Here is a 23,194-nt window from a genome sequence, read left to right as displayed (position 1 = left end):
GAGGACGCCCGTGCCCGCTCTCGAGGTCGACCGCGTCACGAAGTCCTACGGGTCCCTGCAGGCCCTGCGCTCGGTGTCCTTCACCGTGGCTCCCGGGGAGATCTTCGGCTTCGTCGGCTCCAACGGCGCCGGCAAGTCGACGACGATGCGCATCATCCTGGGGGTCCTCGCAGCCGACTCCGGCGAGGTCCGGCTCGGCGGCACGCCGCTCGACCTCGCTGCACGACGGCGCGTCGGGTACATGCCCGAGGAGCGGGGTCTCTACCCGAAGATGAAGGTCGGCGAGCAGCTCGTGTACCTCGCCCGCCTGCACGGCCTGGGGGCGCCGCAGGCCCGGTCAGCGATGGAGACGTGGACCGACACGCTCGGGGTCGCCGCCCGACGCGACGACGAGGTGCAGAAGCTCTCCCTCGGCAACCAGCAGCGCGTCCAGCTCGCCGCGGCCCTCGTCCACGACCCCGAGGTGCTCGTCCTCGACGAGCCCTTCTCCGGCCTGGACCCCGTCGCCGTCGACGTCATGAGCGAGGTCCTGCGGCGCCGCGCGGACGCGGGTGCGCCGGTCATCTTCTCGTCCCACCAGCTCGACCTCGTGGAGCGCCTGTGCGACCGGGTGGGGATCATCTCCGCCGGGTCCATGGTCGCGGTCGGCTCCGTCGACGAGCTGCGCTCGACGAGCGCACCGCGGTGGGTCGTCGACGCCCCCGGCGCGCAGGCCGGCTGGGCACGCTCGCTGCCCGGCGTGACCGTCCTGTCCGAGACCGGCTCCCGTACCGTCGCGGAGGTCGCGCCCGCCCCGCACGCCGAGCAGGTGCTGCTGCGCGGCGCCCTCGCGACCGGCCCGGTCCTGGAGTTCTCCCGGCAGCGCCCCCGGCTGACCGAGCTGTACCGCGACGTGGTGAGCACCGGAGGTCCCGCGCACACCACCACCGAGGGGGTCCTCTCATGAGCCGCGCAGGCCGCCCGCTCGACGCGTGGCCCTCGGTCCGGCTCGTCGCCGGGCGCGAGATCGTCCAGCGTGCCCGGACGAAGTCCCTCCTGTGGACGACGGTGGTGCTCGTCGCCCTCATCCTCGCCGGCAGCTTCGCGGCGAAGCTCATCCTGTCCGCGGAGGACACCCTCGCGGTCGGCGTCACCCAGGACGGCGAGCTCACCCAGGCGCTCACGTCCACGGCGGAGGCCTTCGGGGTCACGGTGAAGACCGAGATCGTGACCGAGGACGAGGGACGGGACATGGTGAGCGACGAGGACGTCACCGTGGTCACGCGTTCCGAGCTCGACCCGTCCCTCGAGACCGTGCTGACGGCGGTCGCTCAGCAGTCCGCTCTCGCGCACGAGATCGAGGCGCTCGGCGGGGACCCCACCGCCGTCGGGACCGCGATGGCGTCGGTCGCGCTCGATGTCGAGCGCCTCGACCCCCCGCGCGAGGTCGACGGATCCCAGACGGCGTTCGGGCTGATCTCGGGGATCCTGCTCTTCCTCGCCCTTCAGATCTGCGGGCAGATGGTCGCCCAGGGTGTGGTCGAGGAGAAGACGAGCCGGGTCGTGGAGCTGCTGCTCTCCACCGTCCGCCCCTGGCAGCTCATGGCTGGCAAGGTCGTCGGGATCGGCGTGATCGGGCTCGCGCAGATCGTCATCCTCGGCGGCGCCGTCCTCGCGGGGGTGCTCGGGTTCGGCCTCGCGGAGGACATCGAGGTGGACCTCGGCGCCACGGCCGCCTGGTCGCTCGCGTGGTTCGTCGTGGGCTTCACGATGTATGCGCTCCTCTACGCGGCACTCGGGGCGCTCGTCTCCCGGCAGGAGGAGGTGGCTACCGTGACCTCGCCGGTGCTGGTCCTCATGATGGCGCCGTACATCGTCGGCATCTCGATCGCGCCGTACGCCCCCGACAACCCCCTCGTCGAGTGGCTCTCCTGCCTGCCGTTCACCGCGCCCCTCATCATGCCAATCCGGGTGGCGACGGGCACGGTCCCGGGCTGGCAGGTGCTCGCCGTGCTCGCCGTCAATGTCGCGGTGATCCCTCTGCTCGTGTGGTTCGCCGGCCGCGTCTACGGCAACGCCGTGCTCCGCACCGGGAGCAGGGTCGCGATCCGGGATGCGCTGCGCGCCAGCTGACGGTGCGGGGGCCGCGCGCTCCGGATCGGCCATCAAGAGTCTTGACGTCAAGTAATCTCGACCCATGGAGCCGACGCACGAGGACGAGGTCGACCGCATCATCGCGGCCTGGGGACGGGTGCGCCCGGACCTCGACATCACACCGCTCGCCGTCCTGTCCCGGGTGAGCCGCCTCGACCGGCACCTCGACGTCGCACGCCGCGGCGCCTTCGCGGGCAACCAGCTCGAGCCGTGGGAGTTCGACGTGCTCTCCGCGCTGCGACGCACGGGGCCCCCGCACGTCCTGTCCCCCGGTGCCCTCGTCACCCAGACGATGGTGACGAGCGGGACCATGACCAACCGGATCGACCGCCTCGAGGCCCGCGGGCTCGTCGAGCGTCAACCCTCGCCGGACGACCGCCGCGGGGTCCTCGTCCGCCTGACCCCCAGCGGTCTCGAGCGGGTCGACGCCGCGCTGAGCGACCTCCTCGACGTCGAGCACCAGGTCCTCGCCGCCCTGGCCCCCGGCGACCAGCCCGCGCTCGCGGACCTGCTGCGACGCCTCGTCGCCCAGTTCGACACCCTCGGCTGACCGCTCGCCCACGGGCGCCCGGAAGGGTCAGCCGGCGATCTCCGCGTGCTCGAGCCATTCGGCCTCGAGGTCGTCCTTCTCCGCCGCGAGGGTGCGCAGCTCCGCATCGAGCGCGGCTACCGCGGCATGATCCGTCGCCTGCGCAGCCATCTTCGCGTGGACCTTCGCCTCGAGCTCCGCGATCTTCGACAGGCGGCGCTCGATCCGGTTGAGCTCCTTCTTCGCCGCACGCACCTCGGCACCACCCGGCGCGGGTGTCCCCTCCCCGCCCCCGGACGCCGGAGCCGCGCCACCGGGGACTCCGGTGGACGCGCCTCCCATGCTCCCCGGACCGCCCGAACCCCGCGGAGCCGCCCCGCGGCGCAGCTCGAGGTACTGCTCGACGCCACCCGGCAGGTCCCGGATCGTCCCGTCACCCAGGAGCGCGACCTGCCGGTCGCACACCCGCTCGAGCAGGTACCGGTCGTGGGAGACGACGATGAGGGTGCCCGGCCACCCGTCGAGCAGGTCCTCGAGCGAGGCGAGGGTGTCGGTGTCGAGGTCGTTCGTCGGCTCGTCGAGCAGCAGGACGTTGGGCTCCCCCACCAGCAGCCGGAGGAGCTGGAGTCGTCGACGCTCTCCACCGGAGAGGTCGCGGACGAGGGTCGATGCGCGGTCCCGCGTGAAGCCGAGGCGCTCGACGAGCTGGGCAGCCGTGAGCTCCTTGCCGTCGACAGCCACGGTCCGCTTCTCGTTCTCGATGACCTCGAGGACCCGCATGCCGCCGACCGTGTCGAGCTCGTCGACGTCCTGCGTGAGCTCGGCGACCTCGATCGTCTTGCCCCGCTTGACGCGCCCCGCGTCGGGCTCGGCCCGCCCGGACAGGAGCTTGAGGAGAGTCGTCTTCCCGGCCCCGTTGACCCCGACGATCCCGTACCGGTCCCCCGGTCCGAGGCGCCACGTGACGTGGTCGAACAGCACCCGCCCGTCCGGGTCGGGCGTCCCGTCTGCGGTCGGGACGCGCAGAGTGACGTCCTCGAGGTCGAGGACGTCCTTGCCGAGGCGCTTCGTGGCCATCCGGGTGAGCTCGAGCGGATCCCGGGGAGCAGGCTCGTCAGCGATGAGCGCCGCTGCGGCGTCGAGGCGGAACTTCGGCTTCGACGTCCGCGCCGGAGCACCCCGCTGCAGCCACGCCAGCTCCTTGCGCAGGAGGTTGTTGCGCTTGTCGGCCGTGACCGCGGCCGCCCGGGCGCGCTCGGCCCGGGTGAGCACGTACGCCGCGTATCCGCCCTCGTAGCCCTCGACGGCCCCGGTCCCGTCGCCGGTGACCTCCCACATCCGCGTGCAGACGGCGTCGAGGAACCAGCGGTCGTGCGTGACGACGACGAGCGCGCCCCGAGCACCGGGGCGCGAGAACCGGTCCCGCAGGTGCTCGGCGAGCCACGCCACACCTTCGACGTCGAGGTGGTTGGTGGGCTCGTCGAGGAAGATCACGTCGTGCTCGGCGACGAGCAGCGCCGCGAGCGCCACGCGTCGGCGCTGGCCGCCGGAGAGGGCGTCGGCGTCCTGGTCAAGGTCGAGATCGGCGAGGAGACCGGCGTGCACCGAGCGGATCCGTGCGTCCGTCGCCCAGGTGTGCTCCGGCGCGTCGCCGTGCACGACGTCACGCACCGACCGGCCGGGGACGAGCTCGTCACGCTGGTCGAGCATGCCCACGCTGAGCCCGCCGACCTGGGTGACCCGGCCGGCATCGGGTGTCGTGTGTCCGGCGAGCAGCCGCATGAGTGTCGACTTGCCCGCGCCGTTGGGTCCGACGACGCCGATGCGGTCGCCGTCGTCGATACCGAGGCTGACGTCGTCGAGGAGGGTGCGGGTTCCCGCGACGACACGGATGCCGTCAGCGCCCAGGAGGTGAGCCATGTGCTTCTTTCGTCGCGCGCGCCCGGAGGCACGCGGGGATGGGTCGGTTCAGAGGATGCGGGCGCCCGGCACGGGGCCCGCGGCACAGACCGCGGACGCGCAGACGCCCTCGAGGGTCATGGCTGCCGCGAGGGCGAGCGCGTGCTGCCTCGTGCGCCCGAGAGCGGCGACCGTCGGGCCGGAGCCCGAGACGATCGCACCGAGCGCGCCGGCGGAGCGTGCGACGCCGAGCGTGTCGGCGAGGTCGGGTGCGAGATCCACGGCGGACTCCTGGAGATCGTTGGACAGGGCCAGCCCCAGCCGGACGGCGTCACCTGCCCGCAACGCCGCCATGAGCTCGGTGTCCGCGCTCGGGTCCGGCTCCGTGGGCCGGCGATCCGACGCATCGAAGTGCCGGAACACCTCGGGCGTGGACAGCCCCTGCGCGCGCAGGGCGAACGCCCAGTGGAACTGGCCGCGGGCCATCGCCGCCGTGAGCGTGTCGCCGCGACCGGTGCCCACCGCGGTGTGCCCGTGCAGCGCGAACGGCACGTCCGCGCCGAGGGTGCTGGCGATCTCGGTGAGCTCCTCGCGCCCCAGACCTGTCGACCAGAGCGCGTCGAGCGCCAGGAGTGTGGCGGCCGCGTCCGCGGAGCCTCCTGCCATGCCCCCGGCGACGGGCACGCCCTTGACGATCTCGAGTGCGGCGCCACGCTCGACGCCCGTCGCTTCGAGGAGCGCACGAGCAGCGCGGAGCGCGAGGTTCGTCTCGTCGAGCGGCACGTCGTCCGCCCCGGGACCCGTGACGCTCACGGTGAGGTCGTCCGCCTCGGCGACCGTGACGTCCTCGAAGAGCGAGACCGCCTGGAACACGGTCGTCAGAGGGTGGTACCCGTCCGGGCCTGGCGATCCGACGTGGAGCGAGAGGTTGACCTTGCCGGGAGCGCGGACCCGGACCGTCGGAGGCCCGACGCTCGTCAGGTGCGGGTGCGGGGTCACTGGTCCACTGTGCCAGGTCGGGCCGTCGCGGGCGCCCCGGCGGCGGCCAGCGCCTCCGCCACCCGGGCGAACTCCTCGATCGTCAGTCGCTCTCCGCGGGCGCCCGGGTCGACGCCTGCGGCCTCGAGGGCGGCCTGGGCGGCCGCCGGCGAGCCCGCGATCCCCGCGAGCGCACCGCGCAGCGTCTTGCGCCGCTGGGCGAACGCCGCGTCGACGACGCGGAACACCTGCTCACGCGTGGCTGTCGTCGTCGGGTGCGGTCGTGCCTCGAGCAGCACGAGCGCCGAGTCGACGTTGGGCACGGGCCAGAACACCGAGCGGCCGATCGTCGACGTGCGCCGCGCGGATGCGTACCACGCCGCCTTGACCGACGGGATGCCGTAGGTGCGGCTCCCGGGCGGGGCCGCCAGCCGGTCCGCGACCTCCGCCTGGACCATGACGAGAACACGCTCGAGCGAGGTGAAGTGCTCGAGGAACGTCAGCAGGACCGGGACGGCGACGTTGTAGGGAAGGTTCGCGACGAGAGCGGTCGGGGGCGGGCCGGGCAGCTCCCGCACCGTGAGCGCGTCCTGCAGCACGACGGTGAGCTGGTCGGCCTCGGCAGGCGCCATGCGCGCGACCGTCGTGGGCAGCTCGGCGGCCAGCACCGGGTCGATCTCGACGGCGACGACGCTCGCTCCTGCCTCGAGGAGCCCGAGGGTGAGCGACCCGAGTCCCGGTCCCACCTCGACGACGCGCTCGCCGGGCCGGAGCCCCGCGGAGCGCACGATCTTGCGGACCGTCCCGGCGTCGTGCACGAAGTTCTGGCCCAGCGTCTTCGTGGGTCGGACGCCAAGACGCCCTGCCAGGTCGCGGATCTGTACCGGACCGAGCAGGGCGCCTGGGGTGTCGTTCATGGTCACGAGCCTAGAGGGTCGATGCCCCCGTCGATCACCGTGGGGTGCGGGTCAGCGCAGCCCGAGCTTCGACGAGCAGTGCGGCCACTGGCCCCAGCCGGACCGCGCCTGCAGGACCTGGGCGAGGCGGGTCTGCTCGGCCGCGCTCGCCTGGGACGGCAGACCCGTGCCGCCGACGGACTTCCACGTGCCTACCGAGAACTGGTAGAGGCCGTGGTAGAGGCCGTTCGAGCTCACGACGTCGGCGCGGCCACCGGACTCGCACTGCGCGAGCTGCGACCACACGTCACCGCTCACCGGGGCAGGCTCGGCGGGAGCGGCCGGGGTGGGGGTCGTGGTGGACGAGCCACCCGACGGAGCCGTCGTCGCGTCACTGGTCGTCGAGCGCTTCGGGGCTGCGGGAGCGGGCTTCGGCCGCTCCTTGGTGCCCTGCACGAGGACCTTGGCCACGGGCGGCGTCGTCTGAGCATCGGACACGAGCGTCCGGGACTCCTCGACCCCGTCGACCATCGTCACGCTGTGGACGGTCGTGTGGACGCCCTCGACACCCTCGGTGGCAGTGACGACCGGAAGGTCCTTGAACCGCTCCGGGTCCTCCTGGGTGACCGTCTCGAACGGCACCGGGGTCGTGACGACCTCCTCGACGACGGCGACGCGGTCGACGACGATCGTCAGGGCGGTCTCGTTCACGCGGGGGTCGGCGACGACGTCCGCGGGCTCGTCGGCCGCGGGCGTCGCGGGGTCGACAGGAGCGGCGGGGTCGACGGGCGCAGCGGGGTCGGCAGGAGCGGCCGGGTCCACCGCCGCAGCGGCGGCCTCCTGCGCCTCACGCTGGGCAAGGAGCTCCTGGGCGCGCAGCGCCTCAGGCGTCGGCAGGTGCTGGACGGAGACACGGTCGAGCTCGCCGAGCTCGATGCCCTCGTCCTCGAGGATCGTGTCGACCCCCACGGAGCCGTCCTCGACCGTGCGGGTCTCGCCGTCCACGTCGAGGTTGACAGGACCATCGACGCTCAGGCGCAGCCCGAGGTCGGTCCGACCGGCGGCGTCCGACCGCGAGGCGACGAGGCGCACGTCGGTGCCGCGGCCGCTGTAGGAGGCAAGGAGCTCGTCGGCGTCCACGGCCGTCGTCGTGAGGGTCGTGGGCTGGCCGTCCTCGAGGAGCGTGATGTCACGGGCGTACCGGACCACCACGTCCGAGGACTCGGTGAGCTCCGCGTCGAGGGACGGTGCGACGACGTCGCCGTCGTCCACGGCGACACCCTGCTCGTCGAGGATGCCCTCGACGGAGCCCGCGAACGTCGTCACGGTGGTGAGCTGGCCGTCGACGTCCAGCGTGATGGTCTTGTGGGCGTCCGCGTAGACGGCGGATCCGCCTGCGCCGAGCGCGAGGACGAGGCCGCCGAGGACGATGGGCAGGGCGCGGCGCGAGGTACGACGGTGGGCACCGGACGGCGCGTCGTGCAGCGCGGCGTCCTCGGCCGCAGCAACGGCGGTCGGCGTGGCGCCCGGCGCGAGGTCCGCGTCGTCGGGCGCGCCTGCAGCGGGCGCGGGGGTGGAGCGGGTCAGACTGGCGCGCAGTGCGCTCACAGGATTCTTCACAGGTGTCCAGACGTGGAGCCTTCCGGGCACAGGGCTGTCGTCGCGGCACGCCGCGGCCTCCTGGCGGAGGCACCACAGTCCTGATCCGGCCATCGTGCGGTGTGCTCGTCCGCGACTGCGGCCACACCGGTGTCGCCCTCGTCCGCTCTGCAGATCTGCACAGACGGGCGCCAGGCCGACAATCGACCGTAACCGATCTGTGACCATGAGCCAAGGGGGAAGCGGTCCCGGTCACACCGGCGGCACCACGACGGGCGGGTCCGGGCGGCGCGCAGGCACCGGTCGTGCGGGCCAGCAGTGCAGGCCACAGCGCTACCGCCGATCGCCTCTGCTCACCCGGGCGCCGCGGTGTGGCCTTCACCACACTGCGGTTTCACCCGCCTCAGTACCAGTTGTGGGCCTTCGAGTGGGCCCACGCGCTGCACGGCGTGCCGTAGCGCGACTCGATGTACCCCAGGCCCCACGTGATCTGCGTCGCGGCGTTCGTCTCCCAGTCAGGTCCGGCGCTCGCCATCTTGCTGCCCGGCAGTGCCTGCGGGATCCCGTACGCGCTGCTCGACGGGTTGTCCGCCGTCACGCGCCAGTTGCTCTCCTTCGTCCACAAGGAGTCGAGGCACTGGAACTGCGCCTCGTCCCAGCCGGCCTCCGCCGCCAGGGACCTGCCCAGCTGGCGTGCCGAGTCCGGGTCGACGACGACGCTCGCCGGGTCCGGCAGGACGAGCGTGCCCACGGCCACGATCTCGTTGACGGGCACCGCGATGACGCTCTGCGCCGTCACCGTGCGCTGGGTCTCGACGCCGTCGACGACGGTGACGTCGTAGGTCGTCACAGCGCGGCCGACCCGGCCGGGGCGCGTCACGGTGCGGGTGCCGGCGAGGGCTTCGGGGTCCTGGACCTCCTCGACAGCGAAGGGGATCACCTCGGTGACGGAGGTGCTGCCGAAGGCCGCACGCCCGATCGTCACCGTCTGGCCGTCCACGGGCACGCTGTCCAGGTCGCTCGACACCGTGTCCCCCGGATCCAGCACCACCCCGAGCTCGGCGAGCATGTCACGGACCGTCGACGCGCTGCTCGTCACCGGGATCTGCTGGCCGTCCACCGCCACGACGACGTTCTTGACGGTCGAGATCTTCAGGGGCTCGCGACCGGCGGAGTCCGACCGGGAGGCTGACACGCTCGCGCCCTCGACGCGCGGCCCGAGGTCGTCGAGCACCTCGCCGACCGTGAGCGCCGTCGATTCGATCGTCTGGGAACGTCCGTCGATCTCCACCGAGATGTCCTTCACCGTCCGGACGACGATGACGTCACCGTCCGCGACGGTGGCGTCGTGCGCCGGGACCACCTCGTCCCGCTCCCCGACCCGGACGTCGTGGCTCGCGAGCACGTCGTCGACCGTCCGTCCGAACGACGTCACCGTGCGAGCCTCGCCGTCCACCTCGATCATGATGTCCTTGTGCAGGGAGGTGAACGCTGCCGTCCCCGACACGAGCGCTGCGACCACCAGCGTCCGCGTAGCGATGGCGACGGTGCGTCGAGCAGGACGCATCGGATTCACGGGCGCTGGTGTCCTTTCTTCTCTCTGGGCCTACCGGTTCATCGGCGGGTGCGGCCGGCACTTTAAGGTAACCGACGACCGGGCGGCCGGTACAGCGCCCCCGACGCTCCCCCCTCAGGGCCCTGCGGAGGGGTCCGCGGAGGGCTCACCACTCGCCGTACACCTCGTGGGAGGTCTGCCACAGGCTCGCACACACGTCGTGCAGGGGCCGGCCGTGCACGGCCGCCACGGTGCGCACGGTGTGCGGGACGAGATAGGGCGCGTTCGGACGTCCCCGGAACGGGTGCGGTGTGAGGTACGGGGCATCGGTCTCGACGAGCACCTGGCCGGGCGGCGTGCGACGTAGCGCCTCCCGCAGCCCGTCGTTCGAGGCGAAGGTCACGGGTCCCGCGAAGGAGAGGTACCACCCGCGGGCGGCACAGTGCTCGGCCATCTGCGCGTCGCCGGAGAAGCAGTGGAACACGGTCCGCTCGGGGGCTCCGTCTGCCTCGAGGATGTCGAGGACCTCCGCGTGGGCGTCGCGGTCATGGATCTGCAGGGCCAGTCCGAGCTCCTTCGCCAGGGCGATGTGCGCACGGAAGGCGTCCCGCTGGACCAGGGCACCTCGCTCTCCCGTACGGAACAGGTCCATGCCCGTCTCGCCGATCGCCCGCACGCGGTCGTTGCCACGAGCGATCCGTGCGATCTCTGCGATCGCGTCGTCGAGCCCCGTGGTGTGGTGCTCGGCGGGCGCGGGCTCGAGCCCGTCGGGGCCGACCTCCCGGACACCAGCATGCAACGGGGCCTCGTTGGGGTGGATCGCGACGGCACCCAGGAGCGCCCCGTGCTCACCGACGACCGCGTCGGTCCACCGGGCCGAGGGCAGGTCGCACCCCACCTGGACCATGCGGGTCACCCCGACGGCCGCCGCGTCGGCGACGTGCTCCGCGACCGTCGGCGCGGTCACCGTGTCCGGCAGGACGTGGCTGATCGACTCGAGGTGGGTGTGGTTGTCGACGACCGGGTGCGGCAGGGCGTCCGGTGCCGGGGGCCAGCTGAGGTCCCGCTCGCGTCGTCGTCCCACGCTCAGTCCGCGGCAGGTGCGGTCGCGTCCACCGGGTCCTCGAGCCGCGGGAAGAGCGAAGCGCCCTTGGTCACCCGGGTCCCCGGCGGCAGGAGCCCGAACCGCGCCGCGGACGCCACGGGCTGAGCACCGAGCGGGCCGAGCGGCTCCTCCGCGCCGAGCAGCACCCACAGCTGCTCCGCAGCGCGCGGCACCACCGGGTTGAGGAGCACCGCGAGCGCCCGCAGGGCCTCGGCAGCCGTGACGAGGATCGTCGCGAGCCGCCCACCGTCGACACCGCCGTCCGGCGTCGTCTCGCCGGGCTGCTTGGCGACCTTCCACGGCTCGGTCTCCGTGAGGTACATGTTCGTGGCGTCGACGAGCGTCCAGACGGCGTTGATCGCCTCGTTCGGCGAGATCGCGTCGATGGCAGCCTCCGCGTCGGCGACGGCCTTCTCCGCGACGGCCTGCAGCGCCTCCTCGGCGGGGGTCGCCGGACCAGCCGTGGGCAGCACCCCGCCGAAGTTCTTGCCGATCATGGCCGCGACGCGGGATGCGAGGTTGCCGAACCCGTTGGCGAGCTCGGCGTTGTACCGGGCGGAGAGGTCCTCCCACGAGAACGAGCCGTCCGACCCGAACGGGATCGCCCGCATGAAGTAGTAGCGGAACGCGTCGGAGCCGAAGTGGTCGATGATCTGGCTCGGTGCGATACCCGTGAGCTTGGACTTGCTCATCTTCTCGCCGCCCACGAGCAGCCAGCCGTGCGCGAACACCGTGCCCGGCAGGGGCAGCCCCGCCGCCATGAGCATCGCCGGCCAGATGACCGCGTGGAACCGCAGGATGTCCTTGCCGACGAGGTGGACCGCGGCGGGCCAGCGCCGGGCGAACTGCGCAGCGGCCTCCGGGTCGTCCTCCGGCGTCGCACCGAGCCCGACGGCCGTCATGTAGTTGAGCAGCGCGTCGAACCACACGTACAGGACGTGCTCGGAGTCCCAGGGGATCGGGATGCCCCAGTCGAACGTCGACCGGGAGATCGACAGGTCCTGCAGCCCTTGCTTGACGAACCCGATGACCTCGTTGCGTGCGCTCGCGGGCTGCACAAACTCCGGGTGCTCCTCGTAGAGCGCCAGGAGGCGGTCCGCGTAGGCGCTCATGCGGAAGAAGTAGTTCTGCTCCGAGAGCATCTCGACCGGACGGCCGTGGACCGGGCAGAGCTTCTCCCCCGCGAGGTCACCGGTGCCGTCGACGAGGTCCCCGGGGAGCTTGTACTCCTCGCAGCCCACGCAGTAGGGACCCTCGTAGGACCCCGCGTAGATCTCGCCCTTGGCGTAGAGCTCGGAGATGAACGCCTGGACGCGGGTGGTGTGGCGCGCCTGCGTCGTGCGGATGAAGTCGTCGTTGCGCACGTCGAGCGTGCCGAGGACGGGCTGCCACGACGTCGTGACGAGCCGGTCCGCCCACTCCTGCGGTGACACGCCGTGCGCCTCGGCGGTCCGCATGACCTTCTGGCCGTGCTCGTCGGTGCCGGTGAGGAACCAGACGTCCTCCTGGCGCTGCCGGTGCCACCGGGTGAGGACGTCTGCCGCGACGGTCGTGTACGCGTGACCGATGTGCGGGGCGTCGTTGACGTAGTAGATCGGGGTCGTCAGGTAGAACGACGCGGGGCTGCTGGGGGCGTCGCCCCGGTCTGCGGAGTCGGGGTTTCCTGCGGTGGCCATGGCCCCCATCGTAGAGCGCTCAGGCCTGCAGCTCGTCCCAGACCGGGCCGTATCCCCAGCGTGCCTGCTCGGCAGCGACGACCTCGCGGGCGAGCTGCGCCTCGGTCACGTCGACCGCGGAGGTGGTGCTCGCCGCGAGGTCGGAGTCCCGCACGTACTCGTCGAACACCCGCTCCTTCTCCTCGAGGATCTCGAGGAGACGCTCGTCGACGGTGCCCTCGACGAGCAGGCGGTGGACGTGCACGGTGCGGACCTGGCCCATCCGGTGGGCGCGCGCGACCGCCTGGGCCTCGGTCGTGGGGGTGAGCTGCGGCTCGCAGAGGACGACGACGCTGGCCGCCTGGACGTTGAGCCCGACCCCGCCTGCCTGCACCTGGGCGACGAGCACGGCGCCGGGCGGAGCCGCGGAGAAGGCATCGACGACCTCCTGCCGTCGTGCGGCCGGCACGGAACCCGTGAGGGGGCCGTGCACGGTCGTCACGTCCGCGGCTGCAGCCGCCACGACGTCGACGACGTCACGGAAGAACGAGAAGACGAGAGTCTTGCGGCCGGTGTCGCGGGCCTCCGCGACGATCTCGAGCAACCGCCCGAGCTTCCCCGGGCCGTACGGCTCGTCGGGAGACGTCGCTGCGTCGGACGTGCGGTCCCCGTGCCCGGCGTAGGCGGCGCGGCGCATCGCCATGAGGTTCCCGCCGGCGAGCGCTGCCCGGTAGGCCGCCTCCTGAACCTCGGTGAGCTCCTCCCACTCGTCCACCCGCACGAGCTCCGGGAGCTCCACGAGGACGTCCTCGGCGTTGCGTCGCAGGTACACCGGTGCCACCTCCTGACGGAACCGGTCGGCGCCGACGAGGGCGAGGTGCCTCGGCACCCGGTCGACGAGGCCGGGCTGGAGGTAGCGCGCGAGCGCGAGGAACTCCTCGAGCCGGTTCTCCATGGGGGTGCCGGTGAGGAACAGGACCCGCCAGCACGCCGTGGCACGTCGCGCCACAGCCTGGGACCGCTGCGCGGCCGGGTTCTTCACGAGGTGGGCCTCGTCGACGACGAGCATGCCGACCTCCCAGGTGTCGTCCGGCCCGGGCTCGGGCACGTGCTGCAGCCCGTCGAACGTCGTCACGGCGACGCCGCCGCTCGCCAGCCATGCGGCGGCCGCCGCCTCCCGGTCGGGGCCGTGCACGCGGTGCGCGACGAGGTGCGAGTGCGTCGCGATCTCGCGCAGCCATCCGACGAGGACGCTCGCGGGGCACACGACGAGCAGGTGCCGGTCACCAGCGGCAGCCCGGTGCGCGAGGGCAGCGATCGCCTGCACGGTCTTCCCGAGCCCCATCTCGTCCCCGAGGAGCGCCCTGCCCTGGTTGAGCGCGAACCTCGCGCCGAAGGCCTGGTAGCCCCGCAGGCGCACGCGCAGGAGCGACTGGTCGAGCGGGTGGGCCTCGACACGCTCAGCGAGCTCGGTCGGGAGCATCCCGTGCGCGAGGGCCACGTCGGCGGTCGGCACGATCTCGCCGAGCACGGTGTAGTACTCCACGGACCTGCGCTCGAAGTCGTCCCAGAGCGCCACCGGACCCGGGCGCTGCCGTTCCCGCTCCGCGGTGAGGCCGTCGACCGTCTCCGGGAGTCCCGTGGAGGTGAGCCACCCGTCCCACCCGGCCAGCGCCGCGAGAGCCGTGCGTGCCCGCTCCTTCGTCGTCGGGCTTCGCAGGAGCCACGTCAGGCGGTTCGTCGCGGGGTGCGCGGAACGCCGCAGGTCCGTCACCGCACGCGCATAGTCGTCGAGATCCCGGCGGTGCGGCTCGACGAGCGGACCGAGGTGCAGCACCCGCTGCAGGGCCCTCAGGAGAGCCGTCCCCGGCCCCTGGTCCGTCCCGGGTGCGTCCTCGCCGGGGTCAGACGGCTCGTCCGGGAGGTGCCGCGACGGACGGAACCGGATCCGGGTACGGACCCCGGCACGCACCACCTCAGCCAGCTGGTGGGTCGCGGCGACGACCCCCCGGGCGGTGTGCGGCCCGACACCGTCGTGCTGCTCGAGCTCGTCCGGGCCCGCCCGGTAGACGTCGAGCGCCGTCGCGTAGCCCGCGTCGAGGAGCGCGCGGACCCTGAGGTTCTTGTCGGTGAGCTCACCCAGGCGGTCCACGCCGATGCGGGCGAGCTCGCGGCGCACGGCCGCCTCGCGGTCCTCCTCGACGAGTGCGGCGACCTCGAGCCGGGCGCCGTCGACGTCGTCCAGGGCGGCCCGCGCGCGCTCCGCGAGGTGCCGGTGCCGGTCGAGGAGGTCGCGCGCCGGACGGCCCGGCGCGGTCAGGAGGGACCCGGGGTGATCGTCACGGCGAGGAGCTGGTCGTCACCCTCGCGCGGCGCGCCCCGCCCGTCGGTGTTGTTGGTGAGCACGCGCAACGTGCCGTCGGTGGCAACCACCACGGCGCGCAGCCGGCCGTGCGTCCCGCTGAGCAACGCCTGCGGCTCTCCCACGCCCTGCTCGGCCAGCGGTACGCGCCACAGCTGTTGCCCGCGCAGGCCGGCGAGATACACCCCCTCGTCCGTCACGGCGAGCCCGCTCGGCGACGCCTGCGACGTCGGCCACGTGACGAGCGGCTCGACGAATCCCGAGGGCCCGACGAGCGTCCCGGGGACCGCACCGTCCCCGGCTGCGGCCTCCACGTCGTGCGTGGTGCCCGCGGCCCCCTCGGCACCGTCCGCGTCCTCAGCGTCGGCGTCGGTGCCCCCGTCATCCCGCGCACCCGACGCGCCCTCGACGTCGGGCCAGCCGTAGTTGCCGCCCGGGACGACGAGGTTGAGCTCGTCGACGGTCGACTGCCCGAACTCTGCGGCGAACATGCGCCCGTCCGCCGACCACCCCATCCCCTGCACGTTGCGGTGGCCGAGGCTCCACAGCGGCGACCCGGGCAGCGGGTTGTCCGCGGGCACCGCACCGTCGGCGGTGATGCGCAGGATCTTCCCGGCGAGCGAGTCCGGGTCCTGGGCGGCGTCCGGCACGCCCGCGTCCCCGGTCGAGACGTAGAGGTGCCCGTCGGGCCCGAACGCCAGCTGACCCCCGTTGTGGTTGCCCGCAGCGGGAATCCCGGAGAGCACCGGGGTCAGCGGACCCAGCACCGTACCGGTGAGCTCGCCGTGCAGCACCTCGTTGCCGTCGTCGGCGGTCCGGTACACGTACACGCGTCCGTCTGTCGCGACGTCCGGGGAGACGGCCACCCCGAGGAGACCTCCCTCGCCGTCGCCCGACGTCCCGTCGAGGAGGTCCTGCGCGCCGTCGCCCGAGATCATCACGGGCGCTGCGCCGGGTCGCACCAGCAGGAGCGACCGCGTGTCGCGCTCGCTCACGAGCCAGCTTCCGTCAGGGAGCTCCGCGAGGCCCCAGGGCGCAGCGAGGTCCGTCGCGACAGCGCCGGTCACCTGGGCCTCGACGAGCGGCACCACCGGGGCGCGCGGTCCGTCCTCGTCGGGCTCGGGCTCGGGCACCGGGTCCCGTTCCGGTGACGCAGACGCCGTCGGCGTCGGGTCCGGGGCGCTCGGCGTCTGGTCTCCCGTGCACGCCGAGAGTGCCGCGACGGCGAGCGCCGTCCCCACGGTCACGGCACGCACCCGAGCAGACCTCACAGCCGCGTCAACCCCTTCTTCAGCCCGCGCACGGCCTGACCGATGCGGTGCTCGTTCTCGATGAGCGCGAACCGCACGAACTCGTCGCCCCCCGCGCCGAACCCGACACCCGGGGAGACTGCGACGTCGCACTCCGCGATGACGTGCGTGGCGAACTCGATGGACCCCATCTCCCGGTACGCCTCGGGGATGCGCGCCCACACGAACATCGTGCCCCCGGGCTTGTGCACGTCCCACCCGATCCGCGCGAGCCCGTCGCACAGCGCGTTGCGGCGCGACTCGTAGACGTCCGAGACCTCCCGCGGGAAGTCGACAGCCTCGTTGAGCGTCACGGTCGCCGCGATCTGGATGGGCTGGAAGGTGCCGTAGTCGAGGTAGCTCTTGAGCTTCGCGAGCGCCGCGACGACGTCCGCCCGGCCGACGAGGAACGCGACGCGCCACCCGGCCATCGAGTACGACTTCGTCATGGAGTACAGCTCGACGGCCACCTCGGTCGCACCCTCGCACTGCATGATCGACGGCGGCTCGAACCCGTCGAACGTCATGTCGGCGTAGGCGAGGTCGTGGACGAGCACGACGTCGCGGTCGCGCGCCCAGTCGACGAGGCGCTGCAGGTCGCTCAGCTGCGCGACGGTCGTCGTCGGGTTGTGCGGGAAGCTCAGGACGACGACGCGGGGCTTGGGCCAGCCGAGCTCCCACGCCTCCATGACCCGGTCGATGAACCCGGCGGCGTCGGTGCCGTCACCGATCGGGACCTGCCGGGCGTCGGCTCCCGCGAAGTACGGGCCCCAGATGTGGATGGGGTAGCTCGGCGTCGGGACGATCGCCGCGTCCCCGGGCTGCAGCAGCACCCACATGAGGTGGCTGAAGCCCTCCTTCGCACCGATCGTCGAGATGATCTGGGTCTCGGGGTCGAGCGCCACGCCGAACCGCCGCTGGTAGAGGTCGGCCACGGCCTGGCGCAGCTTGGGGATCCCGCGCGAGGACGAGTAGCGGTGGTTGCGCTGGTTGAGCGCAGCCTCCGCGAGCTTGTCCACCGCGACCTGGGGGCTCGGCAGGTCCGGGTTGCCGAACCCGAGGTCGATGATGTCCCGCCCCTCCCGGCGTGCCGCGAGCTTGAGCGAGTCGATGATCGTGAACACGTACGGCGGCAGTCCGGGAATCCGGCGGAACTCGATGTCACGGGGCATACCACCGAGAATACAAGCGGACCACCACGCGACCCCGGGCCGCTCACGCGGGGCGCCGCTACATTGGGCAGATGGCCGAAGCACCCGAGCGCACGCACCGCGCACTCCTCGTCGTCGACGTCCAACCCACCTTCTGCGAGGGCGGCGCCCTCGCTGTGACGGGTGGTGACGCCGTGGCGGAGGGCATCGCCCGCTACGCCGCCGAGCACCGCTCCGAGTACGACCTCGTCGTCACCACCCAGGACTGGCACATCGACCCGGGCCCGCACTTCAGCGACACCCCGGACTTCGTCGACACGTGGCCCCCGCACGGCATCGCCGGCACCGCCGAGGCCGAGCTGCACCCCGCGCTCGCGACGCTCGAGCCGGAGGTGAGCGTGAAGAAGGGCGAGTACCAGGCCGCCTACTCCGGCTTCGAGGGACGCGACGCCGGGGGCCGCGCACTGGCCGACATCCTCCTCGAGGCGCAGGTCACGCGGGTCGACGTCGTGGGCATCGCCGAGTCGCACTGCGTGCGGGCGACGGCCCTCGACGCGCACGCCCTCGGCCTGGCGACGCGCGTCCTCACCGACCTCACCGTCCCGGTGACACCGGAGCTCGGGGCCGCGGCCCGCACCGAGCTCGCAGCCGCCGGCGTGCACCTCGCGACGAGCGACACCGTGTGACGTGACCGGCCCGGGTGTCGTGCCGGAGGGTCCGACGAGGTCTGCACCCCGACCGACGGGGTCGACCGTGTGTCAGGGGGTGCGCGGCGCCTTCGCGGCGAGTGCTGCGGCGTAGAGGTCACGCTTGACGACGCCGGACGCTGCCGCGACCTCCGCGACAGCCTCCTTGAGCCGCTCCCCGGAGTCCACACGCGCGAGGACCTCGGCGACGAGGTCGGCCGTCGAGGCTGGCGCCCGCCCCGGCGCTCCCGCCACCACCACCGAGATCTCCCCGCGCAGCTGCTCGGCAGCGGCACGCTCCGCGAGCTCGCCGAGGCCGCCGCGCAGCACCTCCTCGTACGTCTTCGTCAGCTCGCGGCACACGGCAGCCGGGCGGTCCGCGCCGAAGGCCTCGGCCATCGCGGCCAGCGTCTGGTCGACGCGGTGCGGGCTCTCGAAGAAGACCATCGTGCGGCGCTCGTCGGCGAGCACCTGGAACGCGCGCGCCCGCTCCCCCGGCTTGCGCGGGGGGAACCCCTCGAAGCAGAAGCGGTCCGTCGGCAGCCCCGACACCGCGAGCGCCGCGAGGACAGCGCTCGGACCAGGGGCCGTCGTCACCGGGAGCCCACGCTCGATGGCTGCGCCGACGACGCGGAAACCGGGGTCCGAGACGCTGGGCATCCCGGCGTCGGTGACGACGAGGACCGTGCCCCCCTGCGCGACGACGTCGAGCAGCTCGTCAGCCCGCGCTGACTCGTTGTGCTCGTGATAGCTCACGACGCGTCCGCCGATGCGCAGCTCGAGGCGGCCTGCCAGCGCGTGGAGGCGGCGGGTGTCCTCGGCAGCGACGACGTCCGCCTCGACGAGCAGCCGACGCAGACGCGGCGAGGCGTCCTCCACGTCGCCGATGGGAGTCGCGGCAAGAACGAGGCGGCCTGTCATGGGGCAAGCCTGCCACGCCCCGGAGGAGGGACCGGTGGCGGTCCCGCATACGATGACGTGCGTGACGAGCGAGACCGACGCGCAGGACAGACCGTCGCCCGGGACGACCGGGGAGGACGGCACCGCCCAGCGGCTCCTGCGCATGCTCGTCCCTGCGCGTGAGCTGGCACTGGGTGCCACGGCGCGTGACCGCTTCTGGGGGTGGGCCGGCCCCGCTGCGGTCGCGCTCCTCGCGGCGGTCCTGCGCCTCGTGGACCTCGGACGTCCGAGCACCCTCGTCTTCGACGAGACCTATTACGTCAAGGGCGCGTACTCCTTGCTCATGGAGGGGTACGAGGCCGACTGGCCCGAGGACCCGGACGCGAACTTCGAACGCGGCGTGCAGCAGGTCTACCTCGAGCGCGCGGACTACGTGGTGCACCCGCCGGTCGGCAAGTGGATGATCGCGGTCGGGCTGCGGCTCGCCGGTCCGGAGAACGCGTGGGCGTGGCGGCTCGTCCCGGCGATCGTGGGCGTGCTCGCCGTGTTCATCCTCGCCCGTACCGCACGACGTGTGCTGGGGTCGACCCCCTTCGGCGTGATCGCCGGCGGCGTGTTCGCGATCGACGGCGTCGGCATCGTGCACGCCCGCACGGGCCTGCTGGACAGCTTCGTCATGTTCTGGGTGCTCGTCGCCTTCGCCTGCCTCGTCGCCGACCGCGCGCAGGCGCGGCGCCGCTTGGCGGACCGCATGGCGGCCCTGCTCGACGCCGGCACGGATCCCGGTGCGCTCGGGCCGGGTCTCGGGTGGCGGTGGTGGCGCATCGCTGCCGCGGTGGCGCTCGGTCTGGCGTGCGGGACGAAGTGGTCCGGGCTCTACTTCGTCGCCGTCCTGTGCCTGCTCTCCGTCGGCTGGGACGCCGCGGCGCGACGCACCGTGGGGATCCGACGATGGCTGCTCGGCGCCGTCCTGCGGGACGCGATTCCCGCCGCAGTGACGATGCTCCCTGTCGTCCTCCTGACGTACCTCGCATCCTGGTGGGCGTGGTTCGCCCAACCGCGGTCCTACGACCGGGACTGGTCGTCGAGCCACCCCCGCGAGTACCCGGGCTGGTTCCCCGACGCCCTGGAGGGTGCGGTCGACGCGCTGCGCTCGCTGTGGGCGTATCACGCGTCGATGCTCAAGTTCCACCGAGGGCTCTCGACGCCGCACGACTACGAGTCGAACCCGTGGGGGTGGCTGCTCCAGCTCCAGCCCACCTCGTTCTACTGGCGCAAGACGGTCGACGGTGCCGGTGACTGCGGGGCGGACGTGTGCGTGCGGGCCATCACCTCGCTCGGGAACCCGTTCGTCTGGTGGCTCGCGACCGCCGCGCTCCTGCTCGCCGTCTACGGCCTCCTGCGCTGGCGGGACTGGCGTGCTGGCGCCGTCCTGGCCGGCATCGTCGCCGGCTGGGTGCCGTGGCTGTTCTTTCCCGACCGCACGATCTTCACCTTCTACACGATCGCGTTCGCGCCGTGGATGTATCTCGCGCTGGCCTGGGCGCTCGCTGTCGGGTGGGAGCGGCTCGGCGAGAGCCCGATGGCCCAGCGCCAGGGGCGCTGGGCCATCGGGGTGCTGCTCGGGGTCCTCGTCGCCACGAGCGGGTTCTTCTACCCGATCTGGACGGCCATGGAGGTGCCGATCGAGTTCTGGCGAGCACACATGTGGTTCGCCAGCTGGATCAAGTGACCGCGGGGCACCCGGCCCCGCCGTCGTCGAGACCGCTCAGCGAGCCGAGCGGTACTGCGCCGTGAGCGGGCACTGGAACGGGTCCCGGGCGGCGAGCCCGACGCGGTTGAGGTACTGGACGACGATCTTGTAGGACTCGACCAGGGTCGTCTCGGTGTACTTGATGCCGCGCTGCGCGCAGAACTCCTTGACCATCGGTCGGACCTCGCGCAGGGCCGGGCTCGGCATGCTCGGGAAGAGGTGGTGCTCCACCTGGAAGTTGAGGCTGCCCATGAAGACGTCGACCCACCGGCCGCCGACGATGTTGCGGGACATGAGGACCTGACGGCGCAGGAAGTCGATCTTCACGTCCGGCGCGACGATCGGCATGCCCTTGTGGTTCGGCGCGAAGGACGCGCCCATGAGGAACCCGAACACTCCGAGCTCCACGGCGAGGAAGGCGAATCCGATGCCGACAGGCATGAGGAGGAAGACAGCGGTGACGAACCCGACGAGCCGGAACGTCACGAACGCCATCTCGACCCAGCGTCGCTTGACCGGCTCGCGGCCGAAGATCGTCTTGATGCCGCTCGCGTGGAGGTTGAGCCCTTCGAGGAGCAGGAGCGGGAAGAACAGGTACCCCTGGTTCGCGGCGAACCAGGCGCGCAGACCCGACTTGGTCTCGGTGAGCGAGTCTGTCTCCCAGACGAGCACGCCGTTGTTGATGTCGGGGTCGACGTTGCGGACGTTCGGCTTCGCGTGGTGCCGCGAGTGCTTGTGCAACCACCATCCGTAGCTCATCCCTCCGAAGAGGTTCGCGATGACGAGGCTCGCCCAGTCGTTCCACTGGCCGGACTTGAAGATCTGACGGTGCGCGGCGTCGTGCCCGAGGAAGGCGAACTGCGTGAAGAGCACTCCGAGTGCCCCGGCCACGGCGAGCTGCCACCAGGAGTCGCCGATCATCACCATCGCGACGCCGCAACCGGCGAGCAGCGCGCAGAGCACGGCGAACCGTGTCCAGTAGTGCCCGTAACGACGCCGCATGAGACCCGTCTCCTGCACGGTGCGCGTCAGGGCGCTGAAGTCGCTGACCTGGCGGTCGCGGACGGACACCGTCTCGTCCTGTCCCATCACAGTGCTCTCAGCCGTCATAACATCCCAGTCGTCGGTCGGTCGCGTCGGGGCCCCGACGCCGGTCGCCGCTAAGACTACGTGCCGATGGTCGACGATGTCCTGACAAAGGACCTACGTCATGCGGAGGTTCGACGAACACCGGAGCGCGACAGCGTCCGGTGACGAAAGAAGCCCGTCCGGATGGACGGGCTTCCCGATCGTGCTGAGATGGTGGAGCTAAGGAGATTCGAACTCCTGACCTCTTCGATGCGAACGAAGCGCGCTACCAACTGCGCCATAGCCCCTCACACGCTCCGCGTCGCCGACCAGGGGCCGGTTCCGTCGAAGCGCTCACTAGATTAGCACCACCGCAGAGGTGGTGTTCACTACCCGGTCTCAGGCACCCGCAGCCCGTCGCCGTGCGAGCACGGACTCGAGGTCGACACCGAGGCTGTCGCGGGACGGCTCGTCGGCCGTCTCCTCGACGACGGCCACGGGACGCAGCGTCGTACCTGCGGCGATCTCAGCGCGGCGGGCCTCCGTGAGCTGCTGGAGCTCTGCCGTGAGCGGGGCGGGCTCCCACCGAGGAGCCGCGGCCTTCATCGTGTAGACGGGACGCGGTACCGGGACGGGCGCCCAAGCGGGGGCGGCATCGCTCCCGTCCCCGACGGCGCCGGCAGGGTCAGGTGCGCCGCTGCGCTGCGCAGCAGAGCCTGAAGGGGCCCCCTGCGTCCCTGGCGCTTCCTGGCGGACATCCTTCGGGGCGGGGGCGCCGCGGCCCGCTCGGTCGGCCGGCGATCCGTCGGCCGGTCGCTCGCGGTCGCCGAGGACGGCCGACGGACGCGGCGAACCGTCCTGACGATCCGGCGGCACGACGCGCGCGATGAGCTGGGTGTGCGACTGCGACCCGTGCACGGCGCGCCCGGTGGCCGAACCCCGCCCGCCCGGCCGCGGGCCGCCCGGGCCTCGTCCTCCGGCCGAGGCCGGTCGGCGCGTCTCACGCTCGACGTCCCGGCGCTGAGCAGCACGGACCGCGCGGCGGCCGAGGACGAGGACAGCGAGCAGCAGCGCCGCCGGGGCGACGACGACCCACGCTGAGACGACGCCGGCGGCAGCGAGCAGGATCGAGACGACGAGGAGCAGGAGGAGCGTGGCGGCGAGCACCGCGCGGCGTCGGGCCGCAGCAGCACGACGCTCCTGGTCGCTCTCGGCAGGACCGGTCTCGGGGTGTGGTCGTTCCATGTCCTGCTCTCCTCCCGGATGATGCCGTGCAGGCCGGACGGTGGTCCCGTACGGCGGTGTCAAGAGTGTTGCCGAACCGCTCGACGCCGGGCAGTCTCCCCGCCTGTCGCCGATGACGCCACGTGCCCCCATGTCCCGTGCAGCCGCATCAGCGGGATTCCCCGACACGACCGCGAGCACCCGCAGCCGCGCGGAGAACCTGTCCCCCACACGCGCCTCGAGCAGCTGCTGACGTTGCCTGAGCCGGTGTGGCACGAGGTAGGCGAGCCAGAGCACGACGACCGCCACGACGACGATGCCGGCCGGTGAGTCCACCTCATGACGGTAGGCGAGCGCCCGAGGACGCAGCCGGACGCGCCCCGGTGTGTCGACAAGTTACACGGGTGTGAGT

Annotated in this window: 18 protein-coding genes and 1 tRNA gene; 5 read left to right on the top strand and 14 right to left on the bottom strand. The window is 72.4% G+C overall.

All coding sequences use genetic code 11. The features are described 5' to 3' along the window. Positions 1–10: 10 nt before the first annotated feature. The 3 genes from AC54T1_RS13895 (at position 11) to AC54T1_RS13885 (ending at position 2,683) form a co-directional block, all read left to right on the top strand. A complete protein-coding gene (locus AC54T1_RS13895; RefSeq protein ID WP_496912298.1) occupies positions 11–946 on the top strand; it encodes an ABC transporter ATP-binding protein in 936 nt (311 codons plus the stop codon). Then, positions 943–2,112, top strand: coding sequence for an ABC transporter permease (locus AC54T1_RS13890; RefSeq protein ID WP_496912297.1), 1,170 nt, complete (start codon positions 943–945; stop codon positions 2,110–2,112). Before AC54T1_RS13895 ends, AC54T1_RS13890 begins: the two co-directional genes overlap by 4 nt. A 64-nt stretch (positions 2,113–2,176) precedes the next feature. Then, on the top strand, positions 2,177–2,683 hold the full coding sequence (locus AC54T1_RS13885; protein ID WP_484345837.1) for a MarR family winged helix-turn-helix transcriptional regulator: 507 nt from the start codon (positions 2,177–2,179) through the stop codon (positions 2,681–2,683). A gap of 27 nt (positions 2,684–2,710) precedes the next feature. Here AC54T1_RS13885 and AC54T1_RS13880 read toward each other — a convergent pair whose 3' ends face one another. The 10 genes from AC54T1_RS13880 to AC54T1_RS13835 all read right to left on the bottom strand — a co-directional run bounded on the left by AC54T1_RS13880 (position 2,711) and on the right by AC54T1_RS13835 (position 17,172). Further along, positions 2,711–4,582, bottom strand: coding sequence for an ABC-F family ATP-binding cassette domain-containing protein (locus tag AC54T1_RS13880; protein ID WP_496912296.1), 1,872 nt, complete (start codon positions 4,580–4,582; stop codon positions 2,711–2,713). A 48-nt stretch (positions 4,583–4,630) separates the two neighbouring features. Further along, positions 4,631–5,560: a 4-(cytidine 5'-diphospho)-2-C-methyl-D-erythritol kinase gene (locus AC54T1_RS13875; protein WP_484345839.1), complete on the bottom strand. Its 930-nt coding sequence runs from the start codon at positions 5,558–5,560 to the stop codon at positions 4,631–4,633. Next, on the bottom strand, positions 5,557–6,456 hold the full coding sequence (rsmA, locus tag AC54T1_RS13870; protein ID WP_484345840.1) for a 16S rRNA (adenine(1518)-N(6)/adenine(1519)-N(6))-dimethyltransferase RsmA: 900 nt from the start codon (positions 6,454–6,456) through the stop codon (positions 5,557–5,559). Before rsmA ends, AC54T1_RS13875 begins: the two co-directional genes overlap by 4 nt. Positions 6,457–6,507: 51 nt before the next feature. After that, positions 6,508–8,043 (bottom strand): resuscitation-promoting factor, encoded by a 1,536-nt coding sequence (locus AC54T1_RS13865; protein ID WP_496912295.1) that lies wholly within the window; start codon positions 8,041–8,043, stop codon positions 6,508–6,510. 394 nt (positions 8,044–8,437) lie between these two features. After that, complete coding sequence (locus AC54T1_RS13860; RefSeq protein ID WP_496912324.1) at positions 8,438–9,601, bottom strand: resuscitation-promoting factor; 1,164 nt, start codon at positions 9,599–9,601, stop codon at positions 8,438–8,440. Between the two features lie 154 nt (positions 9,602–9,755). Then, entirely contained in the window at positions 9,756–10,673 is a 918-nt protein-coding gene (locus AC54T1_RS13855) for a TatD family hydrolase (RefSeq protein ID WP_496912294.1), read from the bottom strand. A gap of 2 nt (positions 10,674–10,675) precedes the next feature. Further along, complete coding sequence (gene metG, locus AC54T1_RS13850) at positions 10,676–12,370, bottom strand: methionine--tRNA ligase (RefSeq protein WP_496912293.1); 1,695 nt, start codon at positions 12,368–12,370, stop codon at positions 10,676–10,678. A 19-nt stretch (positions 12,371–12,389) separates the two neighbouring features. Continuing rightward, positions 12,390–14,528 (bottom strand): DEAD/DEAH box helicase, encoded by a 2,139-nt coding sequence (locus AC54T1_RS13845; protein WP_496912292.1) that lies wholly within the window; start codon positions 14,526–14,528, stop codon positions 12,390–12,392. Positions 14,529–14,665: 137 nt separating this feature from the next. Continuing rightward, positions 14,666–15,967 carry a PQQ-dependent sugar dehydrogenase gene (locus AC54T1_RS13840; protein WP_496912291.1) on the bottom strand — a complete coding sequence of 434 codons (1,302 nt, stop codon included), beginning with the start codon at positions 15,965–15,967 and terminating at the stop codon, positions 14,666–14,668. An 11-nt stretch (positions 15,968–15,978) separates the two neighbouring features. Beyond that, complete coding sequence (locus AC54T1_RS13835) at positions 15,979–17,172, bottom strand: aminotransferase class I/II-fold pyridoxal phosphate-dependent enzyme (RefSeq protein ID WP_484345847.1); 1,194 nt, start codon at positions 17,170–17,172, stop codon at positions 15,979–15,981. Between the two features lie 71 nt (positions 17,173–17,243). Between AC54T1_RS13835 and AC54T1_RS13830 the strand changes: the two genes are divergently transcribed. Next, complete coding sequence (locus AC54T1_RS13830) at positions 17,244–17,837, top strand: isochorismatase family protein (protein ID WP_484345848.1); 594 nt, start codon at positions 17,244–17,246, stop codon at positions 17,835–17,837. A gap of 72 nt (positions 17,838–17,909) precedes the next feature. Here AC54T1_RS13830 and rsmI read toward each other — a convergent pair whose 3' ends face one another. Further along, positions 17,910–18,758: a 16S rRNA (cytidine(1402)-2'-O)-methyltransferase gene (gene rsmI, locus AC54T1_RS13825; protein ID WP_484345849.1), complete on the bottom strand. Its 849-nt coding sequence runs from the start codon at positions 18,756–18,758 to the stop codon at positions 17,910–17,912. Between the two features lie 52 nt (positions 18,759–18,810). Here rsmI and AC54T1_RS13820 point away from each other — a divergent pair, with 52 nt between their 5' ends. Then, on the top strand, positions 18,811–20,469 hold the full coding sequence (locus tag AC54T1_RS13820; RefSeq protein ID WP_496912323.1) for a dolichyl-phosphate-mannose--protein mannosyltransferase: 1,659 nt from the start codon (positions 18,811–18,813) through the stop codon (positions 20,467–20,469). Between the two features lie 36 nt (positions 20,470–20,505). Here the strand turns inward: AC54T1_RS13820 and AC54T1_RS13815 are convergent, their stop codons facing one another. From AC54T1_RS13815 to AC54T1_RS13805, 3 genes are all read right to left on the bottom strand, one after another. Next, positions 20,506–21,579: a fatty acid desaturase family protein gene (locus AC54T1_RS13815; protein ID WP_484345850.1), complete on the bottom strand. Its 1,074-nt coding sequence runs from the start codon at positions 21,577–21,579 to the stop codon at positions 20,506–20,508. Positions 21,580–21,790: 211 nt separating this feature from the next. Then, positions 21,791–21,866, bottom strand: a tRNA-Ala gene (locus AC54T1_RS13810). A 91-nt stretch (positions 21,867–21,957) separates the two neighbouring features. Then, entirely contained in the window at positions 21,958–23,118 is a 1,161-nt protein-coding gene (locus AC54T1_RS13805; RefSeq protein WP_496912290.1) for a hypothetical protein, read from the bottom strand. Between the last annotated feature and the right edge of the window lie 76 nt (positions 23,119–23,194).

Source organism: Sanguibacter sp. Z41_6 (assembly GCF_059621145.1).
The sequence above is the reverse complement of the archived record's forward strand: the minus strand, read 5'-3'. Positions and strand labels throughout refer to the sequence as shown.